The sequence below is a fragment of the Micromonospora palythoicola genome (genome assembly GCF_036689795.1).
Classification (GTDB): Bacteria; Actinomycetota; Actinomycetes; order Mycobacteriales; family Micromonosporaceae; genus Micromonospora; species Micromonospora palythoicola.
In genome coordinates, this window is sequence record NZ_JBAGKI010000007.1 from 47,562 (window position 1) to 72,898 (window position 25,337).

General features: G+C 72.6%; 24 protein-coding genes. 14 read left to right on the top strand and 10 right to left on the bottom strand.

Annotated features, from left to right (window positions below):
* Nucleotides 1–48: 48 nt before the first annotated feature.
* Nucleotides 49–801 carry a TIGR03089 family protein gene (locus V5O40_RS05065; RefSeq protein WP_332904369.1) on the top strand — a complete coding sequence of 251 codons (753 nt, stop codon included), beginning with the start codon at nucleotides 49–51 and terminating at the stop codon, nucleotides 799–801.
* A 116-nt stretch (nucleotides 802–917) separates the two neighbouring features.
* Here the strand turns inward: V5O40_RS05065 and V5O40_RS05070 are convergent, their stop codons facing one another.
* Nucleotides 918–2,597 carry a DNA repair helicase XPB gene (locus tag V5O40_RS05070; protein WP_332904370.1) on the bottom strand — a complete coding sequence of 560 codons (1,680 nt, stop codon included), beginning with the start codon at nucleotides 2,595–2,597 and terminating at the stop codon, nucleotides 918–920.
* Nucleotides 2,598–3,076: 479 nt separating this feature from the next.
* Here V5O40_RS05070 and V5O40_RS05075 point away from each other — a divergent pair, with 479 nt between their 5' ends.
* Nucleotides 3,077–3,316, top strand: a complete 240-nt coding sequence (locus V5O40_RS05075; RefSeq protein WP_332904371.1) for a hypothetical protein — start codon at nucleotides 3,077–3,079, stop codon at nucleotides 3,314–3,316.
* Between the two features lie 3 nt (nucleotides 3,317–3,319).
* On the opposite strand, the gene V5O40_RS05080 is transcribed toward V5O40_RS05075, so the two are convergent.
* Nucleotides 3,320–5,788 (bottom strand): helicase-associated domain-containing protein, encoded by a 2,469-nt coding sequence (locus V5O40_RS05080; RefSeq protein ID WP_332904372.1) that lies wholly within the window; start codon nucleotides 5,786–5,788, stop codon nucleotides 3,320–3,322.
* A gap of 83 nt (nucleotides 5,789–5,871) precedes the next feature.
* Between V5O40_RS05080 and V5O40_RS05085 the strand changes: the two genes are divergently transcribed.
* Both V5O40_RS05085 and V5O40_RS05090 read left to right on the top strand, forming a co-directional pair.
* Nucleotides 5,872–6,495 (top strand): HAD family hydrolase, encoded by a 624-nt coding sequence (locus tag V5O40_RS05085; RefSeq protein ID WP_332904373.1) that lies wholly within the window; start codon nucleotides 5,872–5,874, stop codon nucleotides 6,493–6,495.
* A 28-nt stretch (nucleotides 6,496–6,523) separates the two neighbouring features.
* A complete protein-coding gene (locus V5O40_RS05090; protein ID WP_099847833.1) occupies nucleotides 6,524–6,910 on the top strand; it encodes a cold-shock protein in 387 nt (128 codons plus the stop codon).
* On the opposite strand, the gene V5O40_RS05095 is transcribed toward V5O40_RS05090, so the two are convergent.
* From V5O40_RS05095 to V5O40_RS05110, 4 genes are all read right to left on the bottom strand, one after another.
* Nucleotides 6,871–7,716: a 1,4-dihydroxy-6-naphthoate synthase gene (locus V5O40_RS05095; RefSeq protein WP_332904374.1), complete on the bottom strand. Its 846-nt coding sequence runs from the start codon at nucleotides 7,714–7,716 to the stop codon at nucleotides 6,871–6,873. The two genes, V5O40_RS05090 and V5O40_RS05095, sit on opposite strands and share 40 nt — an antisense overlap.
* A 132-nt stretch (nucleotides 7,717–7,848) precedes the next feature.
* Nucleotides 7,849–8,673, bottom strand: coding sequence for a helix-turn-helix transcriptional regulator (locus V5O40_RS05100; RefSeq protein WP_332904375.1), 825 nt, complete (start codon nucleotides 8,671–8,673; stop codon nucleotides 7,849–7,851).
* 436 nt (nucleotides 8,674–9,109) lie between these two features.
* Nucleotides 9,110–9,760 (bottom strand): futalosine hydrolase, encoded by a 651-nt coding sequence (locus V5O40_RS05105; RefSeq protein WP_332904376.1) that lies wholly within the window; start codon nucleotides 9,758–9,760, stop codon nucleotides 9,110–9,112.
* Nucleotides 9,757–11,388, bottom strand: coding sequence for an MFS transporter (locus V5O40_RS05110; RefSeq protein ID WP_332904377.1), 1,632 nt, complete (start codon nucleotides 11,386–11,388; stop codon nucleotides 9,757–9,759). Before V5O40_RS05110 ends, V5O40_RS05105 begins: the two co-directional genes overlap by 4 nt.
* Nucleotides 11,389–11,475: 87 nt before the next feature.
* On the opposite strand from V5O40_RS05110, the gene V5O40_RS05115 reads away from it, so the two are divergent.
* Complete coding sequence (locus V5O40_RS05115) at nucleotides 11,476–12,312, top strand: DUF3027 domain-containing protein (protein ID WP_332904378.1); 837 nt, start codon at nucleotides 11,476–11,478, stop codon at nucleotides 12,310–12,312.
* A 21-nt stretch (nucleotides 12,313–12,333) separates the two neighbouring features.
* Here V5O40_RS05115 and V5O40_RS05120 read toward each other — a convergent pair whose 3' ends face one another.
* The gene (locus V5O40_RS05120; RefSeq protein ID WP_332904379.1) at nucleotides 12,334–12,576 is read right to left on the bottom strand and encodes a DUF2530 domain-containing protein; all 243 of its coding nucleotides are present in this window, start codon (nucleotides 12,574–12,576) and stop codon (nucleotides 12,334–12,336) included.
* Nucleotides 12,577–12,665: 89 nt separating this feature from the next.
* Here V5O40_RS05120 and V5O40_RS05125 point away from each other — a divergent pair, with 89 nt between their 5' ends.
* The 5 genes from V5O40_RS05125 (at nucleotide 12,666) to thpR (ending at nucleotide 17,351) form a co-directional block, all read left to right on the top strand.
* Nucleotides 12,666–14,144 carry an NCS2 family permease gene (locus V5O40_RS05125; protein ID WP_269740181.1) on the top strand — a complete coding sequence of 493 codons (1,479 nt, stop codon included), beginning with the start codon at nucleotides 12,666–12,668 and terminating at the stop codon, nucleotides 14,142–14,144.
* A 131-nt stretch (nucleotides 14,145–14,275) separates the two neighbouring features.
* Nucleotides 14,276–14,725 (top strand): MarR family winged helix-turn-helix transcriptional regulator, encoded by a 450-nt coding sequence (locus V5O40_RS05130; RefSeq protein WP_216592721.1) that lies wholly within the window; start codon nucleotides 14,276–14,278, stop codon nucleotides 14,723–14,725.
* Nucleotides 14,726–14,806: 81 nt separating this feature from the next.
* Nucleotides 14,807–16,084 carry an MFS transporter gene (locus tag V5O40_RS05135; protein ID WP_332904380.1) on the top strand — a complete coding sequence of 426 codons (1,278 nt, stop codon included), beginning with the start codon at nucleotides 14,807–14,809 and terminating at the stop codon, nucleotides 16,082–16,084.
* Nucleotides 16,085–16,224: 140 nt separating this feature from the next.
* On the top strand, nucleotides 16,225–16,731 hold the full coding sequence (locus V5O40_RS05140; protein WP_332904381.1) for a hypothetical protein: 507 nt from the start codon (nucleotides 16,225–16,227) through the stop codon (nucleotides 16,729–16,731).
* A 17-nt stretch (nucleotides 16,732–16,748) separates the two neighbouring features.
* A complete protein-coding gene (gene thpR / locus V5O40_RS05145) occupies nucleotides 16,749–17,351 on the top strand; it encodes an RNA 2',3'-cyclic phosphodiesterase (RefSeq protein WP_332904382.1) in 603 nt (200 codons plus the stop codon).
* A 143-nt stretch (nucleotides 17,352–17,494) separates the two neighbouring features.
* On the opposite strand, the gene sepH is transcribed toward thpR, so the two are convergent.
* From sepH to V5O40_RS05160, 3 genes are all read right to left on the bottom strand, one after another.
* The gene (gene sepH / locus V5O40_RS05150) at nucleotides 17,495–18,577 is read right to left on the bottom strand and encodes a septation protein SepH (protein WP_332904383.1); all 1,083 of its coding nucleotides are present in this window, start codon (nucleotides 18,575–18,577) and stop codon (nucleotides 17,495–17,497) included.
* Nucleotides 18,578–18,874: 297 nt separating this feature from the next.
* Complete coding sequence (gene serC, locus V5O40_RS05155; protein WP_332904384.1) at nucleotides 18,875–20,002, bottom strand: phosphoserine transaminase; 1,128 nt, start codon at nucleotides 20,000–20,002, stop codon at nucleotides 18,875–18,877.
* Nucleotides 20,003–20,369: 367 nt separating this feature from the next.
* Nucleotides 20,370–21,476, bottom strand: a complete 1,107-nt coding sequence (locus tag V5O40_RS05160; protein WP_093404137.1) for a citrate synthase 2 — start codon at nucleotides 21,474–21,476, stop codon at nucleotides 20,370–20,372.
* A 254-nt stretch (nucleotides 21,477–21,730) separates the two neighbouring features.
* Here V5O40_RS05160 and pdxH point away from each other — a divergent pair, with 254 nt between their 5' ends.
* The 4 genes from pdxH to V5O40_RS05180 are packed head-to-tail and all read left to right on the top strand — an operon-like array spanning nucleotide 21,731 to nucleotide 25,305.
* The gene (pdxH, locus tag V5O40_RS05165; RefSeq protein ID WP_332904385.1) at nucleotides 21,731–22,384 is read left to right on the top strand and encodes a pyridoxamine 5'-phosphate oxidase; all 654 of its coding nucleotides are present in this window, start codon (nucleotides 21,731–21,733) and stop codon (nucleotides 22,382–22,384) included.
* Entirely contained in the window at nucleotides 22,381–23,721 is a 1,341-nt protein-coding gene (locus V5O40_RS05170) for an MFS transporter (RefSeq protein ID WP_332904386.1), read from the top strand. Before pdxH ends, V5O40_RS05170 begins: the two co-directional genes overlap by 4 nt.
* A gap of 11 nt (nucleotides 23,722–23,732) precedes the next feature.
* Entirely contained in the window at nucleotides 23,733–24,662 is a 930-nt protein-coding gene (locus V5O40_RS05175) for an aldose 1-epimerase family protein (protein ID WP_332904387.1), read from the top strand.
* A 40-nt stretch (nucleotides 24,663–24,702) separates the two neighbouring features.
* On the top strand, nucleotides 24,703–25,305 hold the full coding sequence (locus V5O40_RS05180) for a nitroreductase family protein (RefSeq protein WP_332904388.1): 603 nt from the start codon (nucleotides 24,703–24,705) through the stop codon (nucleotides 25,303–25,305).
* Nucleotides 25,306–25,337 lie beyond the last annotated feature (32 nt).

Sequence of the window (25,337 nt, forward strand, 5' to 3'; positions counted from 1 at the left end):
CGCGGGGCCGGCCTCGACAGACCTGGGCGGCAGGAGTAGGACCTACGTATGCGTGCTGCCCTTTCCGTACCGTCCGCCGCCGGTCTCACCGACCGGGACCGGCCGCTGCTCAGCTATCTCGACCACCGGACCGGAGCGCGTCACGACCTGACCGCCGCCGCGCTGGGTGACCTGGCGGCGCGGGCCGCCGGGCTGCTGCGCGACGGCTGCGGACTGACCCCGGGCAGCCGGGTCGCCGTGCTGCTGCCGCCGCACTGGCGTACCGCCGCGGTGCTCCTGGGGGCCTGGGCGGTGGGGCTGGAGGTGTCGTTCCGGCCGCGCGCCACCGCCGGGCTGCCGGTGCTGGAGCCCGGCGGCGACCGGCCGTACGACGCGGTCCTGGTCACCCCGGAACGACTGGACGACTGGCTGGAGGACGTGCCGGACGGGCTGCACCGGTATCTCGTCGGCACCGGGCCGCAGCCACTGGTCGACGTGCCGGTCGGCTGGCTCGACTGGTCCGTGGAGGTGCTGCGGCACGGCATCGCCCCGACCGACCGGCCCGTGCTGCACGCGAACGACGCGGCCAGCCCGGACGGCACCAGCTACGCCGAGTGGGGTGCGATCGCCAGGGCGGTGGCCGAGCAGCTCGACCTGCGGGTCGGCGACCGGCTGCTGGTCGACGTCGCCGAGCACGACCAGCCGCTCAAGTGGCTGCTCGCCCCGCTCTCCGCCGGTGCCACCGTGCTGCTCTGCGCCAACCTGGACCCCGCCGACCGGGACGCCGTCGCCGCCGCCGAGCAGGTCACCCGCGTCCTCTGACCACGCCGAGACAGGGGACGACCCGATGCGGCAACATCCCTGTTGGTGCTGTGTCGGCCCCGAGGTGAGGCAGCAACAACAGGGATGTTGCGCGGATCTTGCCGACGGGGATGCGGTCAGTCGACGGTGGGGAGGGGTGGGCCGAGGACGTCGTCGGCGTCGACGATCGTGTACGCGTACCCCTGCTCGGCGAGGAAGCGCTGCCGGTGGGCCGCGTACTCGGTGTCGATGGTGTCCCGGGAGACCACCGTGTAGAAGTGCGCCTGCCGGCCGTCGGCCTTCGGGCGCAGCACCCGACCCAGGCGTTGCGCCTCCTCCTGCCGGGAGCCGAACGTACCGGAAACCTGGATCGCCACCGCCGCCTCGGGCAGGTCGATGGAGAAATTTCCCACCTTGGAGATGACCAGGGTGCGGATCTCCCCGGTGCGGAACGCGTCGAAGAGGCGCTCGCGCTCCTTGTTCGTGGTCGAGCCCTGCACGATCGGTGCGTCGAGATACTCGCCCAACTGGTGAAGCTGGTCGATGTATGCGCCGATGACAAGCGTCTGCTCGTCCGGATGCCGGTCGAGCAGGGCGCGTACCACCGGCAGCTTGGTGCGGGCGGTGGCGGCCATCCGGTAGCGCTCCTCCGCCTCCGCCGTCGCGTACGCCATCCGCTCGGCGTCGGTCAGGGTGACCCGGACCTCGACACACTCGGCCGGGGCAATCCAGCCCTGCGACTCGATGTCCTTCCACGGCGCGTCGTACCGCTTCGGGCCGATCAGGCTGAACACGTCGCCCTCCCGGCCGTCCTCACGGACCAGGGTGGCGGTCAGGCCCAGCCGGCGGCGGGCCTGGAGGTCCGCGGTGAAGCGGAAGATCGGCGCGGGCAGCAGGTGCACCTCGTCGTAGACGACCAGGCCCCAGTCGCGGGCACCGAACAGGTCCAGGTGGGTGAAGGCGCCGCCGTGCCGCGAGGTGAGCACCTGGTACGTGGCGATGGTGACCGGGCGGATCTCCTTGCGCTCGCCCGAGTACTCGCCGATCTCCTCCTCGGTCAGCGAGGTGCGGGCGATCAGCTCCCGCTTCCATTGCCGGCCGGCGACCGTGTTGGTGACCAGGATCAGCGTGGTGGCCTTCGCCTCGGCCATCGCCGCCGCACCCACAAGCGTCTTGCCGGCCCCGCAGGGCAGCACCACCACACCCGACCCGCCGGCCCAGAACGCCTCGACCGCCTCCCGCTGGTACGACCGCAGCGTCCACGGCCTGCCACCGTCCTTGCCGGCCTCGGCCAGCTCGATCGGGTGCGCCTCGCCGTCGACGTACCCGGCCAGGTCCTCCGCCGGCCAGCCGAGCTTGAGCAGGGCCTGCTTGAGCCGCCCCCGCTCGGAGGGGTGGACCGCGATGGTGTCGTCGTCGATGCGGTTGCCGAGCATCCCGGCCAGTTTCTTGCTCTTGGCCACCTCGACCAGCACCACCCGGTCCAGGGCGCGCAGCACGAGGCCGTGTGCCGGGTCGTTGGCGAGCTGGAGCCGCCCGTACCGGTCCATCGTCTCGGCCACGTCCACCAGCAGCGCGTGCGGCACCGGATAGCGCGAATACTTGATCAGCGCGTCCACCACGCCCTCGGCGTCGTGGCCGGCGGCGCGGGCGTTCCACAACCCGAGCGGGGTCAGCCGGTACGTGTGCACGTGCTCGGGTGAGCGCTCCAGCTCGGCGAAGGGTGCGATGGCCATCCGGCAGGCCTGTGCGTCGGGATGGTCGATCTCCAACAGGAGGGTCTTGTCCGACTGCACGATAAGCGGTCCACCACTCACGCCGAATCCTCTCGTCCGTACGGCTGACCCGGCCGCCGAGGCAGGCGGCTGACCTGCCACTGGGCGACCATCCAGTGTTGCACGCGCGGGCGGGTGGCGAGAAAGTGCTCAGCCGGCGCAACCCCGCCGGTGCTCCGGCGCGTCTAGCAGTAGGGGACGAGTTGTCGAGGTCGGTGGCCCGCCGGGTCCCAGGACGGGCCACCGTACGCCCTCGCGGTCGTCAAGCCGGTCGGTGCCGGTGCGCAGCGCGTTCGATCCACGGCCGGACGGGCCAGGAAAGCGGGGGCCGTTCCCGTCGCAGTGGAAGCCAACGGGGGCGAGCGGCGCGCCCGGACCGCACCGGCACCCCCTCCACACCGTTTGCGCACCCGGCACCGCAGGGTACGAGCCGAGTCGGATCGTCACCCGATGGTGCTGGCCGACAGCCGCCAAGGGTGACACCCTTGACGGCGAGGGCCGGACCGTACGGGGGAGGGCAGATGACCGTTGACCAGGAAGTTGTCCCCGAGCGCGACCAACTTGAGTCGTCCGAACCCGTCTCCACCGCCACGGTGGTCGCGTACGCGATCGTCGGCGTCGTGCTGTTCGGCTGGTTCCTCTTCGGCTGGCTGGTGCTCCAGCAGGGCTTCATCGACTCGGTCGGTGAGGCCGCCGGGACGGGCTTCGCCCTGCTGCTGATCGTGGCGATCGTCGGCTCGGTGCGGCGTAGCCGCCGCTGAACCTCACTTCTCCAGCACCGCCGCGGTGATCCGGTGCAGCGCGAAGGTGTGCAGCATCTCGGTGCGTTCGTCCTCGGCACGCAGGTAGCCCGCGCCGAGCGAGACGGGTCGCACCAGCCGCGAGGCGGTTGCCCCGTGCGCGTCGACGTAGCCGACCCAGACCAGCGCCTTGTCGCGTACCGCCTGCTGGAGCACGGCCAGGGCGTCGTGGTGACCGTGCGTGGGAGCCAGCCCGTCGGGCGCCGCGCCCCGCACCACCGCCGGAGCCCGTCGGGCCGCCCGCGCCACCGCGTCACCCCGCCGGATCTGCTCCACCACGCCGAGCAGACGGGGCAGCGGCAGGTGCGGGGTGGCGAGTGGGTCGAGCGTCCGGTTCGCCACCGACACCCTGGCGGGTGCGCGGCGGGCCTTCGGTCGGGTGAGCACCGTCGACCCGGTGGCGTCCTCGGCCACCGGGGCGTAGCCGGCCTCCCGCAGCACGCTGAGCAGGCGGCCACCCTGGTACGGGGTCACCAGCACGGTCGGCGCGAGCCGGCGCAGCGCCAGAGCCTCCACCCGCCGGTCGGCGAGCACCTCGGCCAGCAACGCCTCGTCGTCGCTGCGCAGGTACGCCCCGGCGGAGCCGATGCGCAGCCCACCGTGCTTGCGGGCCGCGTCGTCGACCAGGTACGTCAAGCCCTGCGGCACCGGAGTTCGGGACCGGCGACGGAACAGGTCGTGCAGGTCGTCAGCGGAGTAGCCGGCGTCCAGGGCACGTCGCACACTGCTCGTGGTGATCCGGTGCACGCTCGCTCCACCGGCCGACTCCGGCTCGGCGACCACCTCCAGTTCGGCGGCGAGCGTCGGCTCGGGCGGCCCGGGTACCACCACGGTCAGGTCGGCCTGGACCAGGAAGTGGTCCACCGGGGCGGGTAGCAGCGCGTCCAGGGCCCGGACCGCGCCACCGCCGTCCTCGGCGTCGGCCAGCAACCCGAGCGGGTCGTCCGTGGCGCCGTGCTCGCTCGCCGTCGCCTCGGCCAGCAGCAGCCGTCCGTACGAGGTGAGCGCCCCCGATCCGGTCACGCCAAGCGTGGCCGCCTCGGCAAGCACCTCCCGATGCGTGTTCTCCCGGCCCCGACTGCGTCGCGGCGCCTGCCAGTCCAGCAGCGCCAGCACCTCCTCGACGCTTGGCGCGCTGGCCGGTTCCAGGTCCGCGAGGATGCCGAGCACCGCCCGCCGGGCGGCCGGCGCTCCGGCCCGTTCCGCCTCCGCCGACAGCACCGTGATCGGCCGGTCCCGATCGTCGCGCTGCCCGACGAGCCCGACCTGCCGGGTCATGGTCAGCCAGGCCCGGGCCAACTGCTCCCAGCGTTGGGCCAACGAACCGGCCCGCCACATCTCGTAGCCGGCGGTGGGCAGCACCTGCTGGTCGGCGCCGTACCGACCGGCGGTGCCGGGCAACTCCATCTCACCGGTGAGCCCGGCCGCGTACGCCACCTCCAGCAGCAGCGCGGCGGTCGACTCGTCCGACCCGGTGGCTCGCGCCAGCCGGCGCAGGTCACGCACGCCGATGCCGCCGGAGCGCAGGACCGGCGCCGGTTCGGCGGCCAGCTGCTCCAGCAGCGCCTCGGTGTGGCGTACCACCTCCATGGTCTGCCCGGCCCCGGCGGAGTCGGCGGCCTTCGGTTCGCGGGGCGTGGCGGCCACCCGGGGTGGACTGCTGCTCAGCGGACCCAGCGGGCCGGTCTCGCGGCGCAGCAACAGCCCGATCTCCCGGGGCAGCTCGACCATGCCGGTGGTGCCGCCCTTGCCGCCGGAGACCCGCACCAGCAACCGGTGGTCGACCAGCCAGCGCACCGGGGACCCGGTCGGTGCCCCGCCGTTGGTGTCGTCCGGCGGCAGGTCGTCGTCCGCGCCGACTGCCGGCGCCTGCAACGCGCCGGGCGGCACGCTGCCGACCGGTGGGCCGGCGGCCAACCGGTCCAGGATCGCCCGGGCCGACGGCGGCGCGGACAGCAGCGTCCGCCGCAGCTTCGCCGGGTCCGCGCAGAGCGCGGCCGTGCGCGGGTCCAGCTCCGCTGCCGGCCGACCGAGCCCGGCGGGGTACGGGGAGATCTCGTCGATGCCACCGACGAGATGCAGGGCGCTGTCGGGGCCGTACAGCAGGAACCTGGCCCGCAGCCGGTCGACGGCGGCCCGGACGGTGGTGGGGGCGGGTGGGTTGGGGCCGGTGGTGGCCAGGGCGAGAACCCCGTCGACCGAGGTGGTGCCGTCGGCCGGGTCACGGGTCAACCGGGCGGCGTCCATGATCTGGAGCGTGAACTGGTCCAGCCCGTCGAGTGCCCGCGACACCGAGACGCGGGACTGTGCCCGGAGGGCGAGGGCGGCCATGTCGGCGGGGACCGGTACGACGAGGTCGGGCCGGAGCTGAAGGAGCGCGGCGAGGGACTCGTCGGGCAGCGACCGCAGGTGGTCGGCGAGTGAGGTGCTCATCGTCGTTCCACGCTAGCCCGGTGAGGGGCGGTCTCGCCCATCGGACGTCCCGGCCGGTCTGACTGGCCGGGTAGCTTTCCAGGATGTCCTCGTTGACCGTCGGGTTCGATCTCGACATGACGCTCGTCGACTCGCGCCCCGGCATCGCCGCGACCTACCGCGCGCTGACCGAGCGGACCGGTGTGCCCGTCGACGCCGACGCCGCCGTGTCCCGGCTCGGCCCGCCGCTGCGTACCGAGATCGCCCGCTGGTTCCCGCCGGAGCAGGTCGAGCAGGCGGTGGCCGTCTACCGCGAGCTGTACCCGGCGTACGCGATCACGCCGACCGTGCCGCTGCCCGGCGCCGTGGCGGCGCTCGCCGCGGTCCGCGACCGGGGTGGCCGGGTGTTGGTGGTCACCTCCAAGATCGGTCGGCTGGCCCGGCTGCACCTGGAGCACCTGGGGCTGGCCGTGGACGAGCTGGCCGGTGACCTGTTCGCCGAGGAGAAGGCGACCGCGTTGCGGGCGCACGGGGCGACCCACTACGTCGGCGACCACGTGGCGGACATGGTGGCCGCCGGTGCGGCCGGGGTGCCCGGCATCGCGGTGGCCACCGGCCCATGTACGGCGGACGAACTACGTGTCGCCGGGGCGGCGGTGGTGCTGGCGGATCTCACCGGATTCCCGGCGGCGCTCGACCGGATGATCCGGCTAGCCTTGAGGCAGTAGACGGTTCAAGCGAAGCAGAGGTTCTCAGGTGCCTACGGGTCGAGTGAAGTGGTACGACGCGGCCAAGGGATACGGGTTCGTCACCAGTGACGAGGGTGGCGACGTGTTCCTGCCGAAGGGCGCGCTACCGGCGGGTGTCACCGAACTCAAGGGCGGCCAGCGCATTGATTTCAGCGTGGTGGACAGCCGGCGGGGCACCCAGGCGATGGGGGTGAAGCTCCTGGACGCTCCGCCGTCCGTGGCGGAGCTGCGCCGACGCCCCGCCGAGGAGCTGCACGGCCTGGTCGAGGACATGATCAAGGTGCTGGAGGCGAAGGTCCAGCCGGACCTGCGCCGGGGCCGCTTCCCGGACCGTCGGACCGCGCAGAAGATCGCTCAGCTGGTCCACGCGGTCGCCCGCGAGCTGGAGGTCTGAGGCACGAGCCCGGCGTCGGCGGCCCGGCCGAGCAGCGCCTCGACGGCAGCGAACCCCGCCTCACCCAGGTCCGCGGTGAACTCGTTGACGTAGAGGCCGATGTGCCGGTCCACCACGTCGGGCTCCATCTCCTGGGCGTGCGCCAGCACGTACCCCCGGCTGGCCGCCGGATCGGCCCAGGCCCGTTGGACGGAGTCCCGGATCCAGCCCGCGGCCTGCTGCGGATCGACCACGCCCCGGCGGGCCAGGATGGCGCCGAGCGGAATCGGCAGCCCGGTGTCGGACTCCCACCACTCGCCCAGGTCGACCAGGGCGGTGAGGCCGTGTCGCGGATAGGTGAACCGGGCCTCGTGGATCACCAGTCCGGCGTCGTAGCGGCCGGCGGCCACGCCCGGCATGATCTCGTGGAACGGCACCACCTCGATGCGCTGCGGCGTCCGCCCGGCCGACCAGAGCCGGAACAGCAGGTACGCAGTGGTCCGGTCGCCCGGCACCGCCACCGTGGCGCCGGCGAGATCGTCGCGGTCCGGGCCGCCGTCACGGTCGCGGGTGAGCACCAACGGGCCGCAGCCCCGACCCAGCGCACCTCCACAGGGCAGCAGGTGGTAGTCCTCCAGCAGCCACGGCAGCGCCGCGTAACTCACCTTCACCAGGTCGAACGCGCCGCGCTCGGCGGCCGTGTTGGTGACGTCGACATCGGCGTACGTCACCTCCACCGGCGGCGCGCCAGGCACCTGCCCGTGCACCAGGGCATGGAAGACGAACGTGTCGTTGGGGCAGGGCGAGATCGCCAGCGAGAGCGCCACACCCCCACCGTAGCCCCGCCGACTCACCCCGGCCGCCCTCGCCCGGCCGCCCTCGCTGATGCCCGGGCCCGGCCGGCTCCGGTCCCGCCTGCCGTTCGGTCGCCTCCGCCGGGGCAAGAGCCCCGGTCCGGCTCACCCGCGCGGGTCGAGCCGCAGGCGCTGCGGCCGGCTCCACTCGATCCGGTAGCCACACGCCAACAGGAACCTGATGCCACCGAACTCGGCTGTGGCGTAGATCGCGCACCAACCTGCCTGACGGGTTGCCTCGGTGAGGCGAGCCACGAGCCGACGCCCGATGCCGAGCAGGCGGAGCCGGGGCGTCACCAGCACACCGTCGAGCACCACCTCACGACGATCGCCCAGGTCTTCCCCGAGCAGCAGGTCGAGGCTGCGTTCATGGGCACGCAGTTCACCGACGACGTCGCCACCGGGCAGTTCCGCCACGAACCGCCAGCAGCCGTCCGGCACGCCATCGACGAGGCGACGGATCCGTACCGAATCGCGGAGCCGCTCCCGGAGCCGCCGCTCGTCCCGACGGTCCCGGTCGAGGTCGTAGGTAACCTCCGGAACCCGCAGCGGCCACCGGTCCGGTGGCAGTGTGTACCAGTGGGCCCACCATGCCCCGGGCCAGTCCTTCAGCGTTCGGACCTTCCGCACGTCCAGGTGCGCCGGATAGCGCCGGCCGGCCTCGTCCCAGCGACTGTCGTCGCAGATCACGTCGGCGGGCAGGGCCCGTTCGTCGGGACCGGCGATCCGCAGCGTTCCGCCCGCCGCCCGTACCAGCCGTTGCACCGTCCCGAACTGGGGATCCGCAGACCGGCGAGACTCGATCCGCGCCACGGTCGACTGCGGCACACCGGACCGCTCCGCCAGTTCCCGCTGACTCAGGTCGGCCTGCCGACGCAGCGCCCGCAGCAGCGACCCCAGATCGAGCACCGCATCCTCTTCGTTCCCCATCCGCCGATGCTCCCAGCGCCCTCGAAGATCACTCAACCCCGAGCTTCAGGCTGTGGATAAACCTGTGGACAAAGAGTCCGGCGAAGGCTGCCGACGCAAACGTCGGTCGGACCCTCCGGGCAGCGGCACATGGTGTTGGCGCGCTGTCGAGCTGAACCGTCCGTGCTATCGCGTCGGACAACGGACCGCAGGTTACGCCCGCCGAGAGCGACGGCACCTCTTGCCTGCGGACGTGCCCTCACCGGGCGGACGGTGGCCGGCAGAGACATACGGCAGACGGCAGCCGGTCTTCGCCGACGGCTGTTTCGCGCACCCGGCGGCGATCCGCTTACGCCCTCAGCTCGACAGGACCCGCCCACCACATCCGCACCTGCGAACGGCGGACCAGGCTAGGCAGCGGGGCGGACTGATGGCGGGCGGATTGACGGGCGGGGCGTCAGCGTAGGGCGGGGGCGGCGGCGGTGAGGGCGGTGAGGGCGTCGCGCATCCGCCACGCGTCGCGGTCGCGGGGGCCGATCGGGTTCGAGATGGTACGCAGCTCGGCGAAGGGCACGCCGGCCTGGCTGGCGGCGACCGCCACGCCGTACCCCTCCATGGCCTCGGCCACCGCCTCCGGGTGGCGCCGGACCAGCTCGTCGGCGCTGGCGGCGGTGCCGGTGACGGTGCTGACGGTCAGCACCGGTCCGACGGTCGCGGCCGGCAGCACCCTGCGCAGGGTGGCCAGCAACTCCGGATCGGCGTCGAGGGCCGGACCGCCGCCGAGCAGTTCGGCCGGCATGCCGAGTTCGTCGATCGGCACGAAGCCGTCGGGTGACTCCGCGCCCAGATCGGCGGCGACGGCCCGGCTGCCGAGCACGGTGCCACCGACCGCGACCCGGCCGGCGAAGCCGCCGGCCACCCCCGCACTGACCACTGCCCGGTACGGGCGGCCGGCCATCTCGGCGAGCGCCAGCAGCCGGGCGGTCGCCGCACCGGCGACCGCCGGGCCCACCCCGACCGGCAGCACCGCCACGGTCGGGTCGGCCAGGCCGGCCTGGATCGCCTCCGCCTCGGCGGGAACGGCGGTCACCACGAGCAGACCGCTCACGCGAGCGAACCCGGTGAGCTGCGGCGCGTCTCGTCGTCGCCACCACCGGAACCGGTGACGGTCGAGGAGGGCCGGTAGATGTGGAAGCCGGGGGGTGCCAGCCCCGGCTCCTCCGGACCACGCCCGCCCTGGAAGGGGGCCGGAGACGTGGGGGTGGATTCAGAGCCGCTGTCCGTCTCGGCGCTCTCCGTCGCAGCGGTGTCTGTCTCGGCCGGCTTCTCGGCGGCCAGCTCGTCGTCGGTGAGTGGCCGTCCGTGCAGCTTTTCGGCCCGCAACCGCCGGGCCATCACCAGGCCCCGGGCGGCGGCGAGGGCTCCGACACCGGCGGCGACGGCGATGCCGATCCGGCCGTCGAAGGGTACGAGTCCGAGACCGCCACCGGCGACGAAGGCGAGCATCAGCACCGTCTCGGAATGGGCGAAGGAACTGGCCCGCAGCCGCTCCGGGATGCGTTCCTGGATCGAGGCGTCCACGGCCAGCTTGGCGATGCCGCTCATCATGGCCGTGACCACACAGAGCAGGGCGACCATCGGCAGCGAGAAGCTCAGCACGGTGAGCACGGCCACCCCGGCGACGATCACCATGCCGCTGGACTGGAGGGCGGCCGGACGGTGGATGCGCAGCCGGGTACCGATCGCGGTGGCCAGGAAGGTGCCGACGGCCAGCGCGCCGCCGACCAGGCCGAGTGATCCCTCGTCCCCCAGGTCACGCCCGAACACCACGGTGGTCAGGTCGCCCGCCTTGATGGTGAAGGCCAGGAACAGCAGCAGGAAACCGTAGACCGCGCGCAGCGTGGCCGCACCGACCAGGGTCGAGATCACCAACCGTCCGGCGGGTCTGCCCCGGCCCAGTGGTCGCTCGTCCGTGCCCCGCCGCAGCGCCCGCAGCGGTCGCGGTACCCGTTCCGGTGGTTCGGAGTCGGCCTTCGGTGGCAGCCGGAGGGAGATCACCATGCCGACCAGGAAGATCACCGAGGCGACCCGTAGCGGCCACTGCGGGCCGAACCAGAAGGCGGCGAGGCCGATCGGGGCGACCAGCGCTCCCGCGACCGTGCCGTAGACGCTGGCCCGGGCACCCACCTGGGACAGACCGAGCCCTTCCGGCAACAACCGGGGTACGGCCGCGGAACGGGCCACTCCGTACGCCCGGGAGAGCGCCAGCACGCCGAAGGCCGCCGGATAGAGCCCGAAGCCGTGGATGTAGTCGGAGATCAGCCAGGCCAGGAACGCCCGACCCAGCATGGTGGTGGCCAGGGCGTACCGCCGGCCGTGCCGGAAGTGGTCGAGCAGCGGACCGACCACGGGAGCGAGCATCGCGAAGGGCACCATGGTCACCAGCAGGTAGAGCGCGACCTTGCTCCGCGCCTCGCCGAGCGGCACGTTGAAGAAGATCGTCCCGGCCAGCCCGATGGCGATCAGCGTGTCACCGGCGCAGGAGATCGCGTGCAGGTCGAACAGGCGGACCATGCCGGTCTCCCCACCGGCACCCCGGGCCCGGGCCCGGGCGGCACTGCGGGTCACCCAGCGACCGCTGGTCAGTGAGCCCCGCAGCATCAGCCGGGTGGCGCGGATGCCGGTGCCGACGGTCCGCCCGAGGAGGGACCGCTCAGAGCGGGAGAACAGCGGCATGGCACCCATCCTGACCCATCGGCGCGGGCGATGCTGCGCCACCGGCGGAGAACACCTCTGGGGAGTGCCTCACAGTCGACCCACCCGATGGGGAACAATGGTCGGGTGACCAGGCCCGCCTCCGCCCGCGCCGCTCGTCTCGACCAGGTCTGCGCCGCCGCCGTCGAGGTGGCGCGCGCCGGCATCACCGAGGTGGGCCCCGACGACGTCGGCGATCACCTCCAGGTCGTCGCCGAAGGTGATCGACTCGTCACGCACTACTTCGAGTGTCGGCTGGCCGGTTACCGCGGTTGGCGGTGGGCGGTCACCGTGACGCGGGTTCCGCGCAGTCGTACGGTGACGCTCTGTGAGACGGTGCTGCTGCCCGGGCCGGACGCGCTGCTCGCCCCCGGCTGGCTGCCCTGGCAGGAGCGACTCAAGCCCGGCGACCTGGGCCCCGGCGATCTGCTGCCGACCCCGTCCGACGACGAGCGACTTCAACCCGGCTACCTGCTCTCCGACGACCCGGCGGTCGAGGAGACCGCCTGGGAGCTGGGGCTCGGCCGTCCCCGGGTGATGTCGCGGGAGGGCCGGATCGAGACGGCCCAGCGCTGGTACGACGGTGATCACGGTCCCTCGGCGCCGATCTCCGCCTCCGCGCCGCCCGCTGCCCGCTGCGGCACCTGCGGCTTCTACCTGCCACTCGCGGGCAAGCTGCGGCAGTGCTTCGGCGTCTGCGGCAACTTCTACGCGCCGGACGACGGCCGGGTGGTCAGCGCCGACCACGGCTGTGGTGCCCACTCGGAGACGCTTGTCGAGGCGGACACGGCGGTCGACGAGATGCCCACCGTCTACGACGACAGTGCGGTGGAGCCGATGGCGGTCAGCCGGGCCGCCGGGTCCGTCGAGAGCGGCGAACCGGCGGAGCCGTACGGGCACTCCTGACCGTGTCCGGCCGCCGACGGCTCAACCGGCGGCGCGACGGCGGCGGCGGTTGGCGTCGTGCCGCATCATCACCGCGAGACCGGGAAAGCCCCACAGGAACCCGGCCAGGCAGATCCAGAGCCAGTTCTCGTGGCCACTGGCGACCAGCCGGTCGCGGAAGATCAGCAGCACCAGTCCGGCGACGGCCCAGGCTGCCATCCCGGCGAGGGCGAACGGCACCATCGGCGGGTCGAGCGGCTCGGGGCGGGGTGGCGGGGTGGGCACCCGGTCAGCGTACGTGACCCTGCTTTCCGTCAGCCCGGCCATCTGCGACGATGCGCGCGACAACCCGATGATCCGCTGTGAGGTTCCTGATGGCAGTAGCGCCGCCCGACAACGGCACCCCACCCGATTCCCGCCAGCCGCGCAACGGCTTCGACCGGTACTTCGAGATCTCGGCCCGTGGTTCCACGCTCAGCCGGGAGGTGCGCGGCGGCCTGGCCACCTTCTTCACGATGGCGTACATCGTGGTGCTCAACCCGCTCATCCTGGGCAGTGCCGTCGACGGTGACGGCAACACCCTGCCGATCCCCGCGATCGCGGCGGCCACCGCCCTGATCGCGGGTCTGATGACCATCCTGATGGGCGTGGTCGGCCGCTTCCCGCTGGCGGTCGCCGCCGGCCTCGGCGTCAACGCCCTGGTGGCGTACGAGATCGCGCCCGAGATGACCTGGGCGGACGCGATGGGCCTGGTGGTGATCGAAGGTGTGATCATCGCGGTGCTGGTGCTGACCGGGCTGCGTACCGCCGTGTTCCGTTCGGTGCCGACCCAGATGAAGACCGCGATCGGCGTCGGCATCGGCCTGTTCCTCACCATCATCGGCCTGGTGGACGCCGGCTTCGTCCGGCGAATCCCGGACGAGGCGAACACCACCGTGCCGGTCGGTCTCGGCATCGGCGGCAAACTCGTCAGCTGGCCGATGCTGGTCTTCGTGGTGGGCCTGCTGGTGACCCTGGTGCTCGTGGTACGCCGGGTCAAGGGCGCCATCCTGGTCGGCATCCTCGCCTCAACGGCGCTGGCCATGCTGGTGGAGGCGGTTGGTGACATCGGTCCGTCCTTCGTCGACGGGGTGCCGAACCCGAAGGGCTGGTCGCTGAACGTTCCGACGCTGCCGAGCAACCCGTTCGACGTGCCGGACCTGTCGCTGCTCGGGCAGTTCAACGTGTTGGACTCCTGGGGGCGGGCCGGCTGGCTGGTCGTGCTGATGTTCATCTTCACGCTGCTCATCACCGACTTCTTCGACACGATGGGCACGATGGTGGCCGTCGGTCAGGAAGGCGGCATGCTCGACGAGCAGGGCACTCCGCCGCGTACCCGGGAGATCCTGCTCGTCGACTCGATCGCGGCGGCCAGCGGTGGTGCGGCGAGCGTCTCCAGCAACACGTCGTACATCGAGAGTGCCGCAGGTGTCGCGGAGGGCGCCCGGACCGGGGTGGCGAACCTGGTCACCGGCGTGCTCTTCCTGCTGGCCATGTTCCTGGCGCCGCTGGTGGTGGTCGTCCCGTTCGAGGCGGCGTCCGTCGCGCTGGTGGTGGTCGGCTTCCTGATGATGACGGCGGTCCGGACGATCGACTGGTCCGACTACGAGATCGCCATCCCGGCCTTCCTCACCATCGTGCTGATGCCGTTCACCTACTCGATCTCGAACGGGATCGGCGCGGGCCTGATCGTGTACGTGGTGATCAAACTGGCCAAGGGGAAGTCCCGGGAGATCCATCCGCTGCTGTACGCGGTGGCGGCGCTGTTCGTGGTGTACTTCCTGCGCGGTCCGATCGAGACGCTGCTCTTCTGACAGCCGCCGGGCCGGGCGCGTGTGATCCGCGTGACGTGATCGCCGTGCCCGGCCTGGAGCAGGAGAAACGTCGGGGTGAGCATGGTCATATCCGCTGCGGCTCGGTCAGCTAATTAGTTAGGCTAACTATCGTGACGGAGCGGACGGTGACGGCTCAGAGCATGCCACCGGCGCAGCTGGCCCTCCAGTTGCGTGATGCGATCACCCGGTTGAACCGGCGGGTCCGCCAGGCCCGGCCGGTTGGTGACCTCACGGTCACCCAACTGTCCGCGCTCACCAGCCTTCGGCTGGCGGGCGCGCTCACGCCGCGGGAACTCGCCGACGTCGAACGGGTGCAGCCACCGACGATGACGAAGATCGTCGCGAAGCTGGAGGAGCGCGGCCTCGTGCAGCGCACCCCGCACCCGACCGACGGCCGGCAGGTCATCCTCGCGACGACCGAGGGGGGCCGGGCCGTGCTCGACCAGTTCGAGCGGGTCCGGGACGAGTGGCTGGCCCGCCGGCTGGCCGAGCTGAGTGACACCGATCGGGAGACCCTGCACCGGGCCGCGGAGATCCTGCAACGAATCTCCCGCGCCTGACGCCGCGCACACCGGGTGTGCGCCCCGCGCCGTGCCGTCCGTCGTTGACGACGCGTACGACCGCGAGGAGGCGCACCAAGAGTGCAGGCACGACTGAGCACGATGTTCCAGTCCCTACAGGTCCGCAACTACCGGCTCTTCGCATTCGGGCAACTGGTCAAGCTGATCGGTGTCTGGATGATGTTCATCGCCCAGGACTGGCTGGTCCTCGAGCTTTCCGGCGACTCGGCCACCGCCCTCGGCGTGGTCGTCGCGCTGCAGTTCACGCCCGTGCTGCTGCTCACCCTGCTCTCCGGGCGGCTCGCCGACCGGTACGACAAACGGCTGCTGCTCTTCGTCGCCAACGCGTTCTGGACCGTGCTCTCGCTGGCCATGAGCGTGCTGGTGCTGACCGACCTGGTCCAGCTCTGGCACGTCTTCGTCTTCGCCGCCCTGCTCGGCGTCGCCAACGCGATGGAGACCCCGGTACGCCAGGCGTTCGTCTCCGAACTGGTCGGTACGGCGCTGCTGCCCAACGCGCTCTCCCTCAACGCGGCCGTGTTCAACTCGGCCCGGATCGTCGGACCGGCCGTGGCCGGCCTGGCCATCGCCGTCTTCGACGTCGGGCCGGTCTTCCTCGTCACCGCGCTCAGCTCGATCGCGCCGCTGGTCACGGTGATCCGGATGCGGTCGACCGAACTGCACCGGGAGCCGCTGCCGGCGCGTGGCGAGCGGGCCGCGGCGACCGTGCTCGACGGGCTGCGCTACGTCGCCCGCCGTCCCGACCTGCTGCTCCCGATGGTGGTGATGTCGGTGATCGGGATGTCGCTGTTCAACTTCCAGCTGACGCTGGCGGCGCTGGCCAAGACGGTCTTCAACACCGGGGCGGCCTCGTTCGGCCTGTTCAGCACCACGCTCGCGGCCGGTGCGCTGGTCGGTGCGCTGGCCGGAACCGGGCGGCGGAGCCGCCCGTCGGTGTGGCTGGTGCTGGGCGCCGCGATCGGTTGCGCCACCTTCGGCACGCTCGTCGGGTTGGCCCCGGCGTACTGGATGGTGGTCGCCCTGTTGCCGCCGACCGGCTTCTTCATGGTCTATTTCGCCCAGGCGGCGAACCAGCGGGTGCAACTCGGCACCGACGCCGCCTTCCGTGGGCGGGTGATGGCACTGTGGGTGCTGGTGTTCCTCGGCACCAACCCGGTCGGCGCCCCGATCATCGGCTGGGTCGCGGAGACCTTCGGCGCCGGTGCCAGCATCTGGGCCGGTGGCCTGCTCTCGCTGACCACCGCGCTGCTGGCGTTGGCCTGGCAGCTGCGCCGGGCGGGTGCCCGACTGCGGTTCCGCGTCCTGCCACTGCCCCGCTTCTACGTCACCGAGATCTGACGTGTTCCAATGGCCGGCCGCGCCCGCTGCCTGGTCGGTCCGACACTCAGGTGACACCGGCGGTTGGACAGCGCATCGCGACACGCGTGGAATGCGGAAAATCGGTTACCTGACGCTATGCAGCGGCATAGCTTCGATGGGTGGAGATCCTACGCTTACTGTTGCTGGCCGTGGCGCTGGCCGCCGTGGTCTTCGTCCCGGTGCTGATCGCGCTCGTCATCTGCGCCGACGAGGTCGTCGACCGGTTGACCTGCCGGTACGGCGAGTGGCGGCAGCGGCGCCGCGAACGACGTCTGATCGCCCGGCTGAACGAGGCCGCCGACGCCGTCGCGATCGCCGACCGGATCGACCTGGGCGCGCTCGACCGGCTGGACCGGCGACCGCTGGAACAGATCGCCGCCGACCTGCGGTGCCTGCGCCGGGACCGGACCGGCGGCAGCAGACCGGCGGTGTGGCACAGTGACGTGCTCGACGCGTACGACGATCGGCTCCGGCTGGCCTGCCGGGCGTTGGGCATCGCCGAGCATCTCGCCGAGTTGACCGGCCTGGACCGGCAGATCGAGCGGGTACGGGTCGAGGCCGAGTTGGACGCCGCCGGCCTACTGCTGCCGGCCACCCGCCCCGAGCAACCCGAGCGGAACCACTGACTGCCATCCTGTGACAGGTGCGGCTCTTCATCGCGATCTACCCACCGGTCGAGGCCATCGCGCACCTGAGCACCCGGTTGGCCGGGTTGCGCCTGGCGGCGGCCTCGGCCGCCGGCACGAACGTCCGGCTGGTCGACCCGGCCACGGCCCATCTCACCCTCGCCTTCCTCGGCGAGGTCGATCCCGTACGGCTGGCCGAGCTGCGGCGGCTACTCCCACGCGCCGTGCAGGCTGCCCACGGTGGTGCTGCGGCGGAGGTGCCCGCCGGGTGCAACGGCCCGCCGGTGCTGCGGCTGGGCGGCGGTGGTCGATTCGGCTGGGGCCGCAGCACCGTGCTCTGGGTCGACGTGCACGGCGACGTCAACCGTCTGGGAGCGTTGGCCGGTGCCGTCCGGACCGCGCTGACCGCCGCCGGGTTACCCGGCGACGAGAGGCCGTTCCGGCCGCACCTGACCATCGCCCGTCCGGGTGACCGGCTGCCACCCGCCGACATCGAGGCGGACCTGGCAACCCTCCACGACTACCTCGGCCCGCCCTGGCCGGCCGAGGAACTGGTGCTGGTGCAGAGCCGGCCCGGACCCCCGTCGCGCTACCACCGTCTCGCCGCCTGGCCCCTCTGAATCCGGCACCGCCCCGCTGACTCTCGCCGATCTTGCACTTCTGGTCGCTGAAACGTCCGTTATCAGACTGATGTCCCGACAGAAAGTGCAAGATCGGCGTGGCGACGGAGGTACGGCGAGGCGCGGCGTGCGGCGCGGGTGGGTCAGGAGGACTCGCGGGCTGCCGGGCCGCTGCCGAAGAGGACGTCGTCCCAGCTGGGCAGCCGCTTGCGCGGCTTGCCGCCGGTCTCGCCGGTCTCGGTGGCACCAGCGGCCGGCGCGTTGGTCCGGCGTGGACGCAGCACCGCCAACGAGGGCACGGCCGGAACCTCCTTGGGCGCGTCCGCGTCGTCGTCGAAAGCCGAGCCCTGACCGCCGCCGAGCAGCGCCGCGGCGCCCCCGCCAACCGCCCGCTGGCGTTGCGTGTCCGGACCGCCGGCGAGCGCGGCCGGCGTGCGCGGTTCGAGCCCACGGCCCGTGGTCGAACCGAGTGGCCGGTCGAGGGAGGCGAGCAGCGCGTCGCGGCCGGCGCGGATCGGGTCACGACCTGCGCGACCCGACTCGGCGGGCGAGGGCAGCCCGTGTCCACCGCGACTCGGCTCGCCGCGCGACGGGCCGGGCAGGGCGTGGCCGCCCCGCTCCGGTGCCGGCTCCTGGCCCAGGATCGGCGTCGGGCGCTCGGCGCACAGGTACTGCGCCATGTCGTCGTGCGGGGCGACCGACTGCCGGGTCTTGTCCAGATCCCAGACCGCCTGGGCGGTGGCCTTGCCGGACGGCCAGGTCGCCACGATCCGCCAGGTGCCGTCGTCGCGACGCCAGGCGTCCCAGGAGATTTTCTCGGTGTCGATCCCGTGCTGGGCGAGCCGCCCGTTGACCACCTCGGCCAGCGGCGTCGGCTTCTCGGCACCCTTGAGCCGGGTGCGCCGGGCGTGCTGGGCGAGCATCGCGCGCTCCTGGAGCACCGGCCCGGCGTAGCGGAGCACCCGATCGACCGGGACTCCGGCGATCCGGGCGACGTCCTCGGCGGACTCACCGGAGCGGATCCGGGCCTGGATGTCCCGAGGAGAAAGCGAGGGCACCGGGTCGGCGGCGGCCGGTGCCACCGCGAGCGTGGGCGTGCCCGGCTCGGCGTGCAGCGCTCCGGCGATACGCTCGTCCAACGGCAGGGCGAGCAGTCGCCCGACCTCGTCGGCGAGCACCAGGGCCTGGCCGTCCTCGGAGAGGGCGACGAAGCGTACTGGGCGCATCGCGTTGCCTCCGTCCCGCTTCGCTGGCCGTACGCCACGAGCCGGCCACCCGGGGCGTTGCGCTCCACGGTACGCCCATCCGTCCCCGGGCGGGAGACGCCACGCCCGGACAAGCGGCGGATCCGCCTGCTCCGCCGCTGTGTGACGGGTCAGCTGTCGACGGCGGACAGTGCTGTGGCGCCCGGTCCGAAGTGGTGCCGGAATCAGTCGGGTGCCGGAGGCCGGCCGAGGCATCCTACGGCGCGGACCCGACACCCCGATCGGGTGCCGGGCCCGTGGGAGGCCGGGTCGGCGGTCCTACAGCCGCTCGACGACGTAGTCGATGGACGCGGTGAGCGCCTCGACGTCGGCTGGCTCGACGGCCGGGAAGAGTGCCACCCGCAGCTGGTTGCGGCCCAGCTTGCGGTACGGCTCGGTGTCGACGATGCCGTTGGCGCGCAGCGCCTTGGCGATCGCACCGGCATCCACCCCGTCGGCGAAGTCGATGGTGGCGACCACGTTGGAGCGCAGTGCCGGGTCGGTGACGAACGGCGTGGCGACGGACGAGCGCTCGGCCCAGCCGTACACGATGGCGGCGCTCTCGGCGGTGCGCTTGGCCGCCCAGGCCAGACCACCCTGGGAGTTCATCCAGTCGGTCTGCTCCGCGGCCAGGAAGATGGTCGCCAGCGCCGGAGTGTTGTAGGTCTGCTCTAGTCGCGAGTTGTCGATCGCGGTGACCAGGTCGAGGAACGCCGGAATGTACCGCCCCGAGGCCTTGACCTCGGCGGCCCGCTCGAGCGCGGCCGGTGACATCAGGGCCAGCCAGAGCCCGCCGTCGGAGCCGAAGCACTTCTGCGGGGCGAAGTAGTACACGTCGGTCTCGCCCACGTTGACCTCCAGCCCGCCGGCACCGGAGGTGGCGTCGACCAGCAGCAGCGCGCCAGGGTCCGCGCCGGCCACCCGGCCGATCGGCACCGCCACGCCGGTCGAGGTCTCGTTGTGCGGGGTGGCGTAGACGTCCACGCCCGCCTCGGCGACCAGGGCCGGGGCGCTGCCCGCGTCCGACTTGCGGACCGTGGGCTCACCGAGGAACGGCGCGTCCTTGACGGCCTTGGCGAACTTCGCGCCGAACTCGCCGAAGCTGGCGAACTGCGCGCGGTCGCGGATCAGGCCGAACGCGGCGACCTCCCAGAAGGCGGTGGTGCCACCGTTGCCGATGATCACCTCGTAGCCCTCGGGGAGGGAGAAGAACTGGGCGATGCCGGAGCGCAACCGGGCCACCTGGTCGCGGACGGTCTTCTGCCGGTGCGAGGTGCCCAGGTAGCTGGTGGTCACCTCGGCGAGCGCGGAGACCGCCGCCGGACGGACCTTGGACGGCCCGCAGCCGAATCGGCCGTCGGCGGGCTTGATCTCGTCGGGAATCCGGATGGTCGGTGCGTCAGCCACGGTGTTCAAGATCCTTCCGCATGGGTCGGGGCCCGGGTGAGCAGAATGGGCGTGGACCGACGGCGGACGCGTGCGCGGTCGCACGGCGTTGCCGGGTCGGAGCCCGTCCGGCAGCGCTGCCGGACTTCATCCTCGCACCCGTCGCCGCCGGTCCGGGCGCTGGTCCCATGCCGAACCGTGAGGCGTCCGCCACAGCCCGCCGTCCGGCCTGCCTGCTGACCCGGCCTGCGAGGCGCAGCCCGCCGGCGGGTCGTGGCGCAGGCGACACCGGCGCTTCGCCGAGCCGGGGCATCGCGAGCCGGGGCATCGTCGAGCCGGCGCATCGCGAAGGGCCCCCGCCGGGCGGCGGGGGCCCTTCGCGGGCGACCTAGACGTCGTGCGGGACGGCGTCCCAGCCGTCGACCTCGTGCGGCTTGCGGGTGCCGGGACCGACGTAGCGGGCCGAAGGACGGACCAGCCGCTGGAGCTTCTTCTGCTCCAGGATGTGCGCACTCCAACCGCCCATCCGGGCGCAGGTGAACATGGAGGTGAACATGTGCGCCGGTACCTCGGCGAAGTCGAGCACCACGGCGGACCAGAACTCGACGTTCGTGGCGAGCACCCGGTCCGGCCGGCGGGCCTGCAACTCGGCGAGGGCCGCCTTCTCCAGGGCCTCGGCGACCTCGAAACGCGGGGCACCCAGCTCCCGGGCGGTGCGACGGAGCACCCGGGCGCGCGGATCCTCGGCCCGGTAGACCCGGTGGCCGAAGCCCATCAGCCGCTCACCCCGGTCGAGCACCCCCTTGACGTAGCCCTCCGCGTCGCCGCTGCGCTCGACCGCCTCAAGCATGGTCAGCACCCGCGACGGCGCACCGCCGTGCAACGGGCCGGAGAGTGCGCCGATGCCCGAGGAGATGCAGGCGGCGGCGTCGGCCCCGGTGGAGGCGACGATCCGGGCGGTGAAGGTGGAGGCGTTCAGGCCGTGCTCGGCGGCCGAGATGAAGTAGGCGTCGACGGCCTTGACGTGCCGAGGGTCGGGCTCCCCGCGCCACCGCTTCATGAAGCGCTCGACGACCGTCTCCGCCTTGTCGATCTCCTTCTGCGGGACCGCCGGCAGGCCGAGGCCGCGAGCCGACTGGGCGACGAAGGAGAGTGCGGTGACCGAAACCCGGGCAAGGTCCTCGCGGGCCTGCTCGTCGGAGATGTCCAGCAACTGCTGCAAACCCCAGTAGGGAGCGAGCATGGCGACGGCGGACTGCACGTCGACCCGGATGTCGCCGGAGTGCACCGGCACCGGGAACGGCTCGGCCGGCGGCAGGCCCGGGCCGAAGCGACCGTCGACAAGCAGCGCCCAGACGTTGCCGAAGGAGACCTGGCCGATCAGGTCCTCGATGTCGACCCCGCGATAGCGCAGCGCACCGCCCTCGCGGTCGGGCTCGGCGATCTCGGTTTCGAAGGCCACGACGCCCTCAAGTCCGGGTTTGAAATCGGCCATCTCACTACTCCTGGTGTGTGGTCGGTGCGCCCGCCCGGGCTCGGTGCCCCGGCCCCGGCCGGGTGAGCGCCTTAGGCGACCCTCAGGGATGTGTTCGTGACATCTTGCCTGCTGGGGGCCGGGTGCGCGAGACGCTGTCAATGTGCTGCTGGCGACATCCCGCTTGCCGGGCCCCATCCGGCATCGACGAGACTGGGCCGGACGGGCTGGTCGCCGGGTGCGTACCGGCTCCACGGGGGAGGAGCGGGAGCGTGATGGGGGACACACCGGTGCCGGCCGGGATGCGGCACGAATACGCCGCCGAGTCCGGTCTGACGGAGAGCGGACTGGCCGCCGACTGGCACGCCCAGTTCGACAGGTGGTTCGCCGACGCGGTCGCCGCCGAACTGCCGGAGCCGAACGCCATGGTGTTCGGCACCGCCGACGCCGCCGGGCGGCCGAGCGCACGGACGGTGCTGCTCAAGGGGTACGACCCGGAGGGTTTCGTCCTGTTCACCAACTACGGTTCCCGCAAGGGCGCCGAGGTGGCCGCCAACCCGTACGCCAGCCTGCTGTTCCCCTGGTTCCCGATGCAACGGCAGGTGATCGTCGCCGGCCCGGTGGAACGACTCGACCGGGCCGAGACGGAGACGTACTTCGCCAGCCGGCCGCGTGGCTCGCAGCTCGGCGCCTGGGCCAGCGCCCAGTCGTCGGTGCTGCCGGACCGGGCCACCCTCGATGAGGCGTACCGGGCCGCGGCGGAGCGCTTCGCAGACGTGGACCCGATCCCCGCGCCGCCGCACTGGGGTGGGCTGCGGGTGCGCCCGGACTCGGTGGAGTTCTGGCAGGGCCGGGCCAGCCGGCTGCACGACCGGCTGCGGTTCCGGCGTACCGAGGCGGGCTGGGTCGTGGAGCGGCTGGCACCGTGACGGTCAGCAGCACCGACCGGCCGCGCGAGCAGCGCCGCTGGGCGATCGACCTACGCCCGCTGCGGGTGCCGGCGTACCGGCGGCTCTGGCTCGGCAACGCCATCGCGATGTTCGGTTTCCAGTTCACCGCCGTCGCGGTGCCGGTGGAGATGTACGCACTGACCCAGGATTCCCTCTGGGTCGGTCTGCTCGGCGTCGCCGCCTTCGTACCGCTGCTGGTCTTCGGGCTCTGGGGCGGTGCGGTCGCCGACGCCATCGACCGGCGGCGGGTGCTGCTGGGCGGCTCCGTCCTGCTCTGGGTGGCGGTGCTGGGGCTGCTGGCCCAGGCGCTGCTCGACATCGGCAACCCGATCCTGCTGCTGGCCCTGGTGGCGCTGAGTTCGGTGGCGTTCGCCATTTCCGGGCCGGCCCGGGGTGCGCTGGTGGCCCGGCTGGTGCCGACCGACCTGGTGCCGGCGGCCACCACGTTGAACTTCACCACCGCCATGGCCACCGCGGTCCTCGGGCCGCTGGCCGCCGGCCTGATCCTGGCGATCTGGGACCTCGGGGTGGCACTGCCGGTCGCGTACGCGGTGGACGCGACGCTGCTCACCGCGCTGGTCTGGGCGGCGGTGCGGCTGCCGGCCATGCCGCCGGAGCCCGACCCCGACGGCGGGCCCCGGCAGGCGGGGTTGCGCAGCATCGTCGACGGGGTCCGGTACCTGGCCGGCAGCCCGGTGCTGCTGCTCTCCTTCGCCATCGACCTGATCGCGATGGTGTTCGCCTTCCCTCGGGCCCTCTTTCCCGAGGTGGCGACCGAGCGGTTCGGTGGCGGCGCGGCGGTGGGCTGGCTCTACAGCTCCATCGCGATCGGCTCGCTGCTCGCCGGTCTGGTGTCGGGTTGGATCGGCCAGGTCCGCCGGCAGGGGCTGGTGCTGGTGCTGGCCGTGGTGGGCTGGGGCGTCGCGGTGGCGTTGGCCGGGCTCGCCGGCCAACTCTGGCTGGTGGTCGTGCTGCTGATCCTGGCCGGCGCCGCCGACCTGGTCAGCTCGGTGGTACGGCAGTCGCTGCTGCTGGTCTACGCGCCGGACCGGATGCGCGGCCGACTCCAGGGCGTCAACACCGTGGTGGTGGCCGGCGGCCCGCGCCTGGGTGACCTACGAGCCGGTGCGATGGCGGCCGGGTTCGGCGGTGGGGTGGCCTGGGTCGGCGGCGGGGTCGCGGCGGCGGTGCTCGCGGTGCTGCTCGCCGTGGCGTTCCCGGCGCTGACCCGCTACCGGCCACCGACCGGGGACGGCGGGCACGAGCCCGACGCCGGCCGCCGACCGCGGCGAGCGGACAACGGCGTCGGCGGCTAGGGTCTGGCGACATGGACAGCCGCGATCCGCTTCCCCTCTCGGGAGCCCAGTGGAGCATCTCGGCCGCCGGTCACGAGGCGGTCATCGTCGAGGTGGGCGGCGGGCTCCGCGCCTACCGCCAGGACGGGGTCGAGCACCTCGACGGGTACGCCACCGACGAGGTGTGCCCGGGCTCGGCGGGGCAGGTGCTGGCACCCTGGCCGAACCGGATCCGCGACGGCGTCTACACCTTCGGCGGGCAGTCTCGGCAGCTGAACCTGACCGAGCCGGAGCGGCACAACGCCATCCACGGCCTGGTGAACTGGGCGTCGTGGCACCTGATCGAGCAGAAACCCGACGAGGTCACGGTCGGCTACGACCTGCTGCCGCAGCCCGGGTACCCGTGGCCGCTGCGGCTGCGTACCAGGTGGAGCGTGGGCGCCGACGGGCTGCGCGCCGAGCACGAGGTCACGAACGTCGGCACCGAGGCGGTGCCCTTCGGCTTCTCCGTGCACCCGTACCTGCGACTGCCGGGGGTGTCCGTGGAGGACATCGCCCTGCGCGTACCCGGCCGTACCCGGCTGTTGTTGGACGGTCGGCTGCTGCCGGTCGGTGCGGCCGTGGTGGCCGGCACCGAGTACGACTACACCGAGCCGCGGCGCATCGGTGACGCCGTCCTGGACCTCGCCTTCGGGCAGGTGAACCGGGACGACGACGGTGGCTCCTCGGTGACGCTGACCGGGCCGGACCCCGAGGCCGGGCTGCGGATCTGGGCCGACGAGCAGTTCGGCTGGTGGCAGGTCTTCACCGGTGACACCCTCACCGGCGAGCGGTTTCGCCGGTCGGTGGCGGTGGAGCCGATGACCTGCCCGCCGGACGCGTTCCGGTCGGGTCGGGATCTCATCACCCTGGCGCCGGGCGACACCTGGCGCGGGAGCTGGGGCATCCGGCCCGGTGTCTGACGTCCGGTCGTCGACCGGGCGGGCAAGTGAGGAGTACGGCGTGGAGTTCGCGGAGGTGGTCCGGCGACGCCGGATGGTGCGCAACTACGACCCGGACCGGCCGGTCCCGCCGGAGGTGCTGGAACGGCTGCTGGAGCACGCGGTGCGCGCCCCGTCGGCCGGGTTCTCGCAGGGCTGGGGCTTCCTGGTGCTGGAGTCGCCGGAGGACCGGGAGCGGTTCTGGGCGGCCAGCACCCCGCAGGGCGGTGGGATGCAGCGCTGGCTGACCGGGATGCGCCGGGCCCCGCTGATCGTGGTGCCGCACGCCAACCGCTCGGTCTACCTGGAGCGGTACGCGGAGCCCGACAAGGGCTGGGCGGACCGGTCGACTGATCGTTGGCCGGTGCCCTACTGGTTCGTCGACACCGGCTTCGCCGCGCTGCTGATGATGCTCACCGCGGTGGACGAGGGGCTGGGTTCCTGTTTCTTCGGCATCCCACCGCAGCGACTGGATTCCTACCGGGAGGCGTTCGGTGTGCCGGAGGCGTACCACCCGATCGGTGCCCTCACGGTCGGTTATCGAGCGGCTGACCACCGGTCACCGTCGCTGCGTCGGGGACGCCGTCCGGTGGACGAGGTCGTCCGACGGGGACGGTGGAGCTGACCCGAAGCGGTGGTTTCGTCCGGTTGAGAACC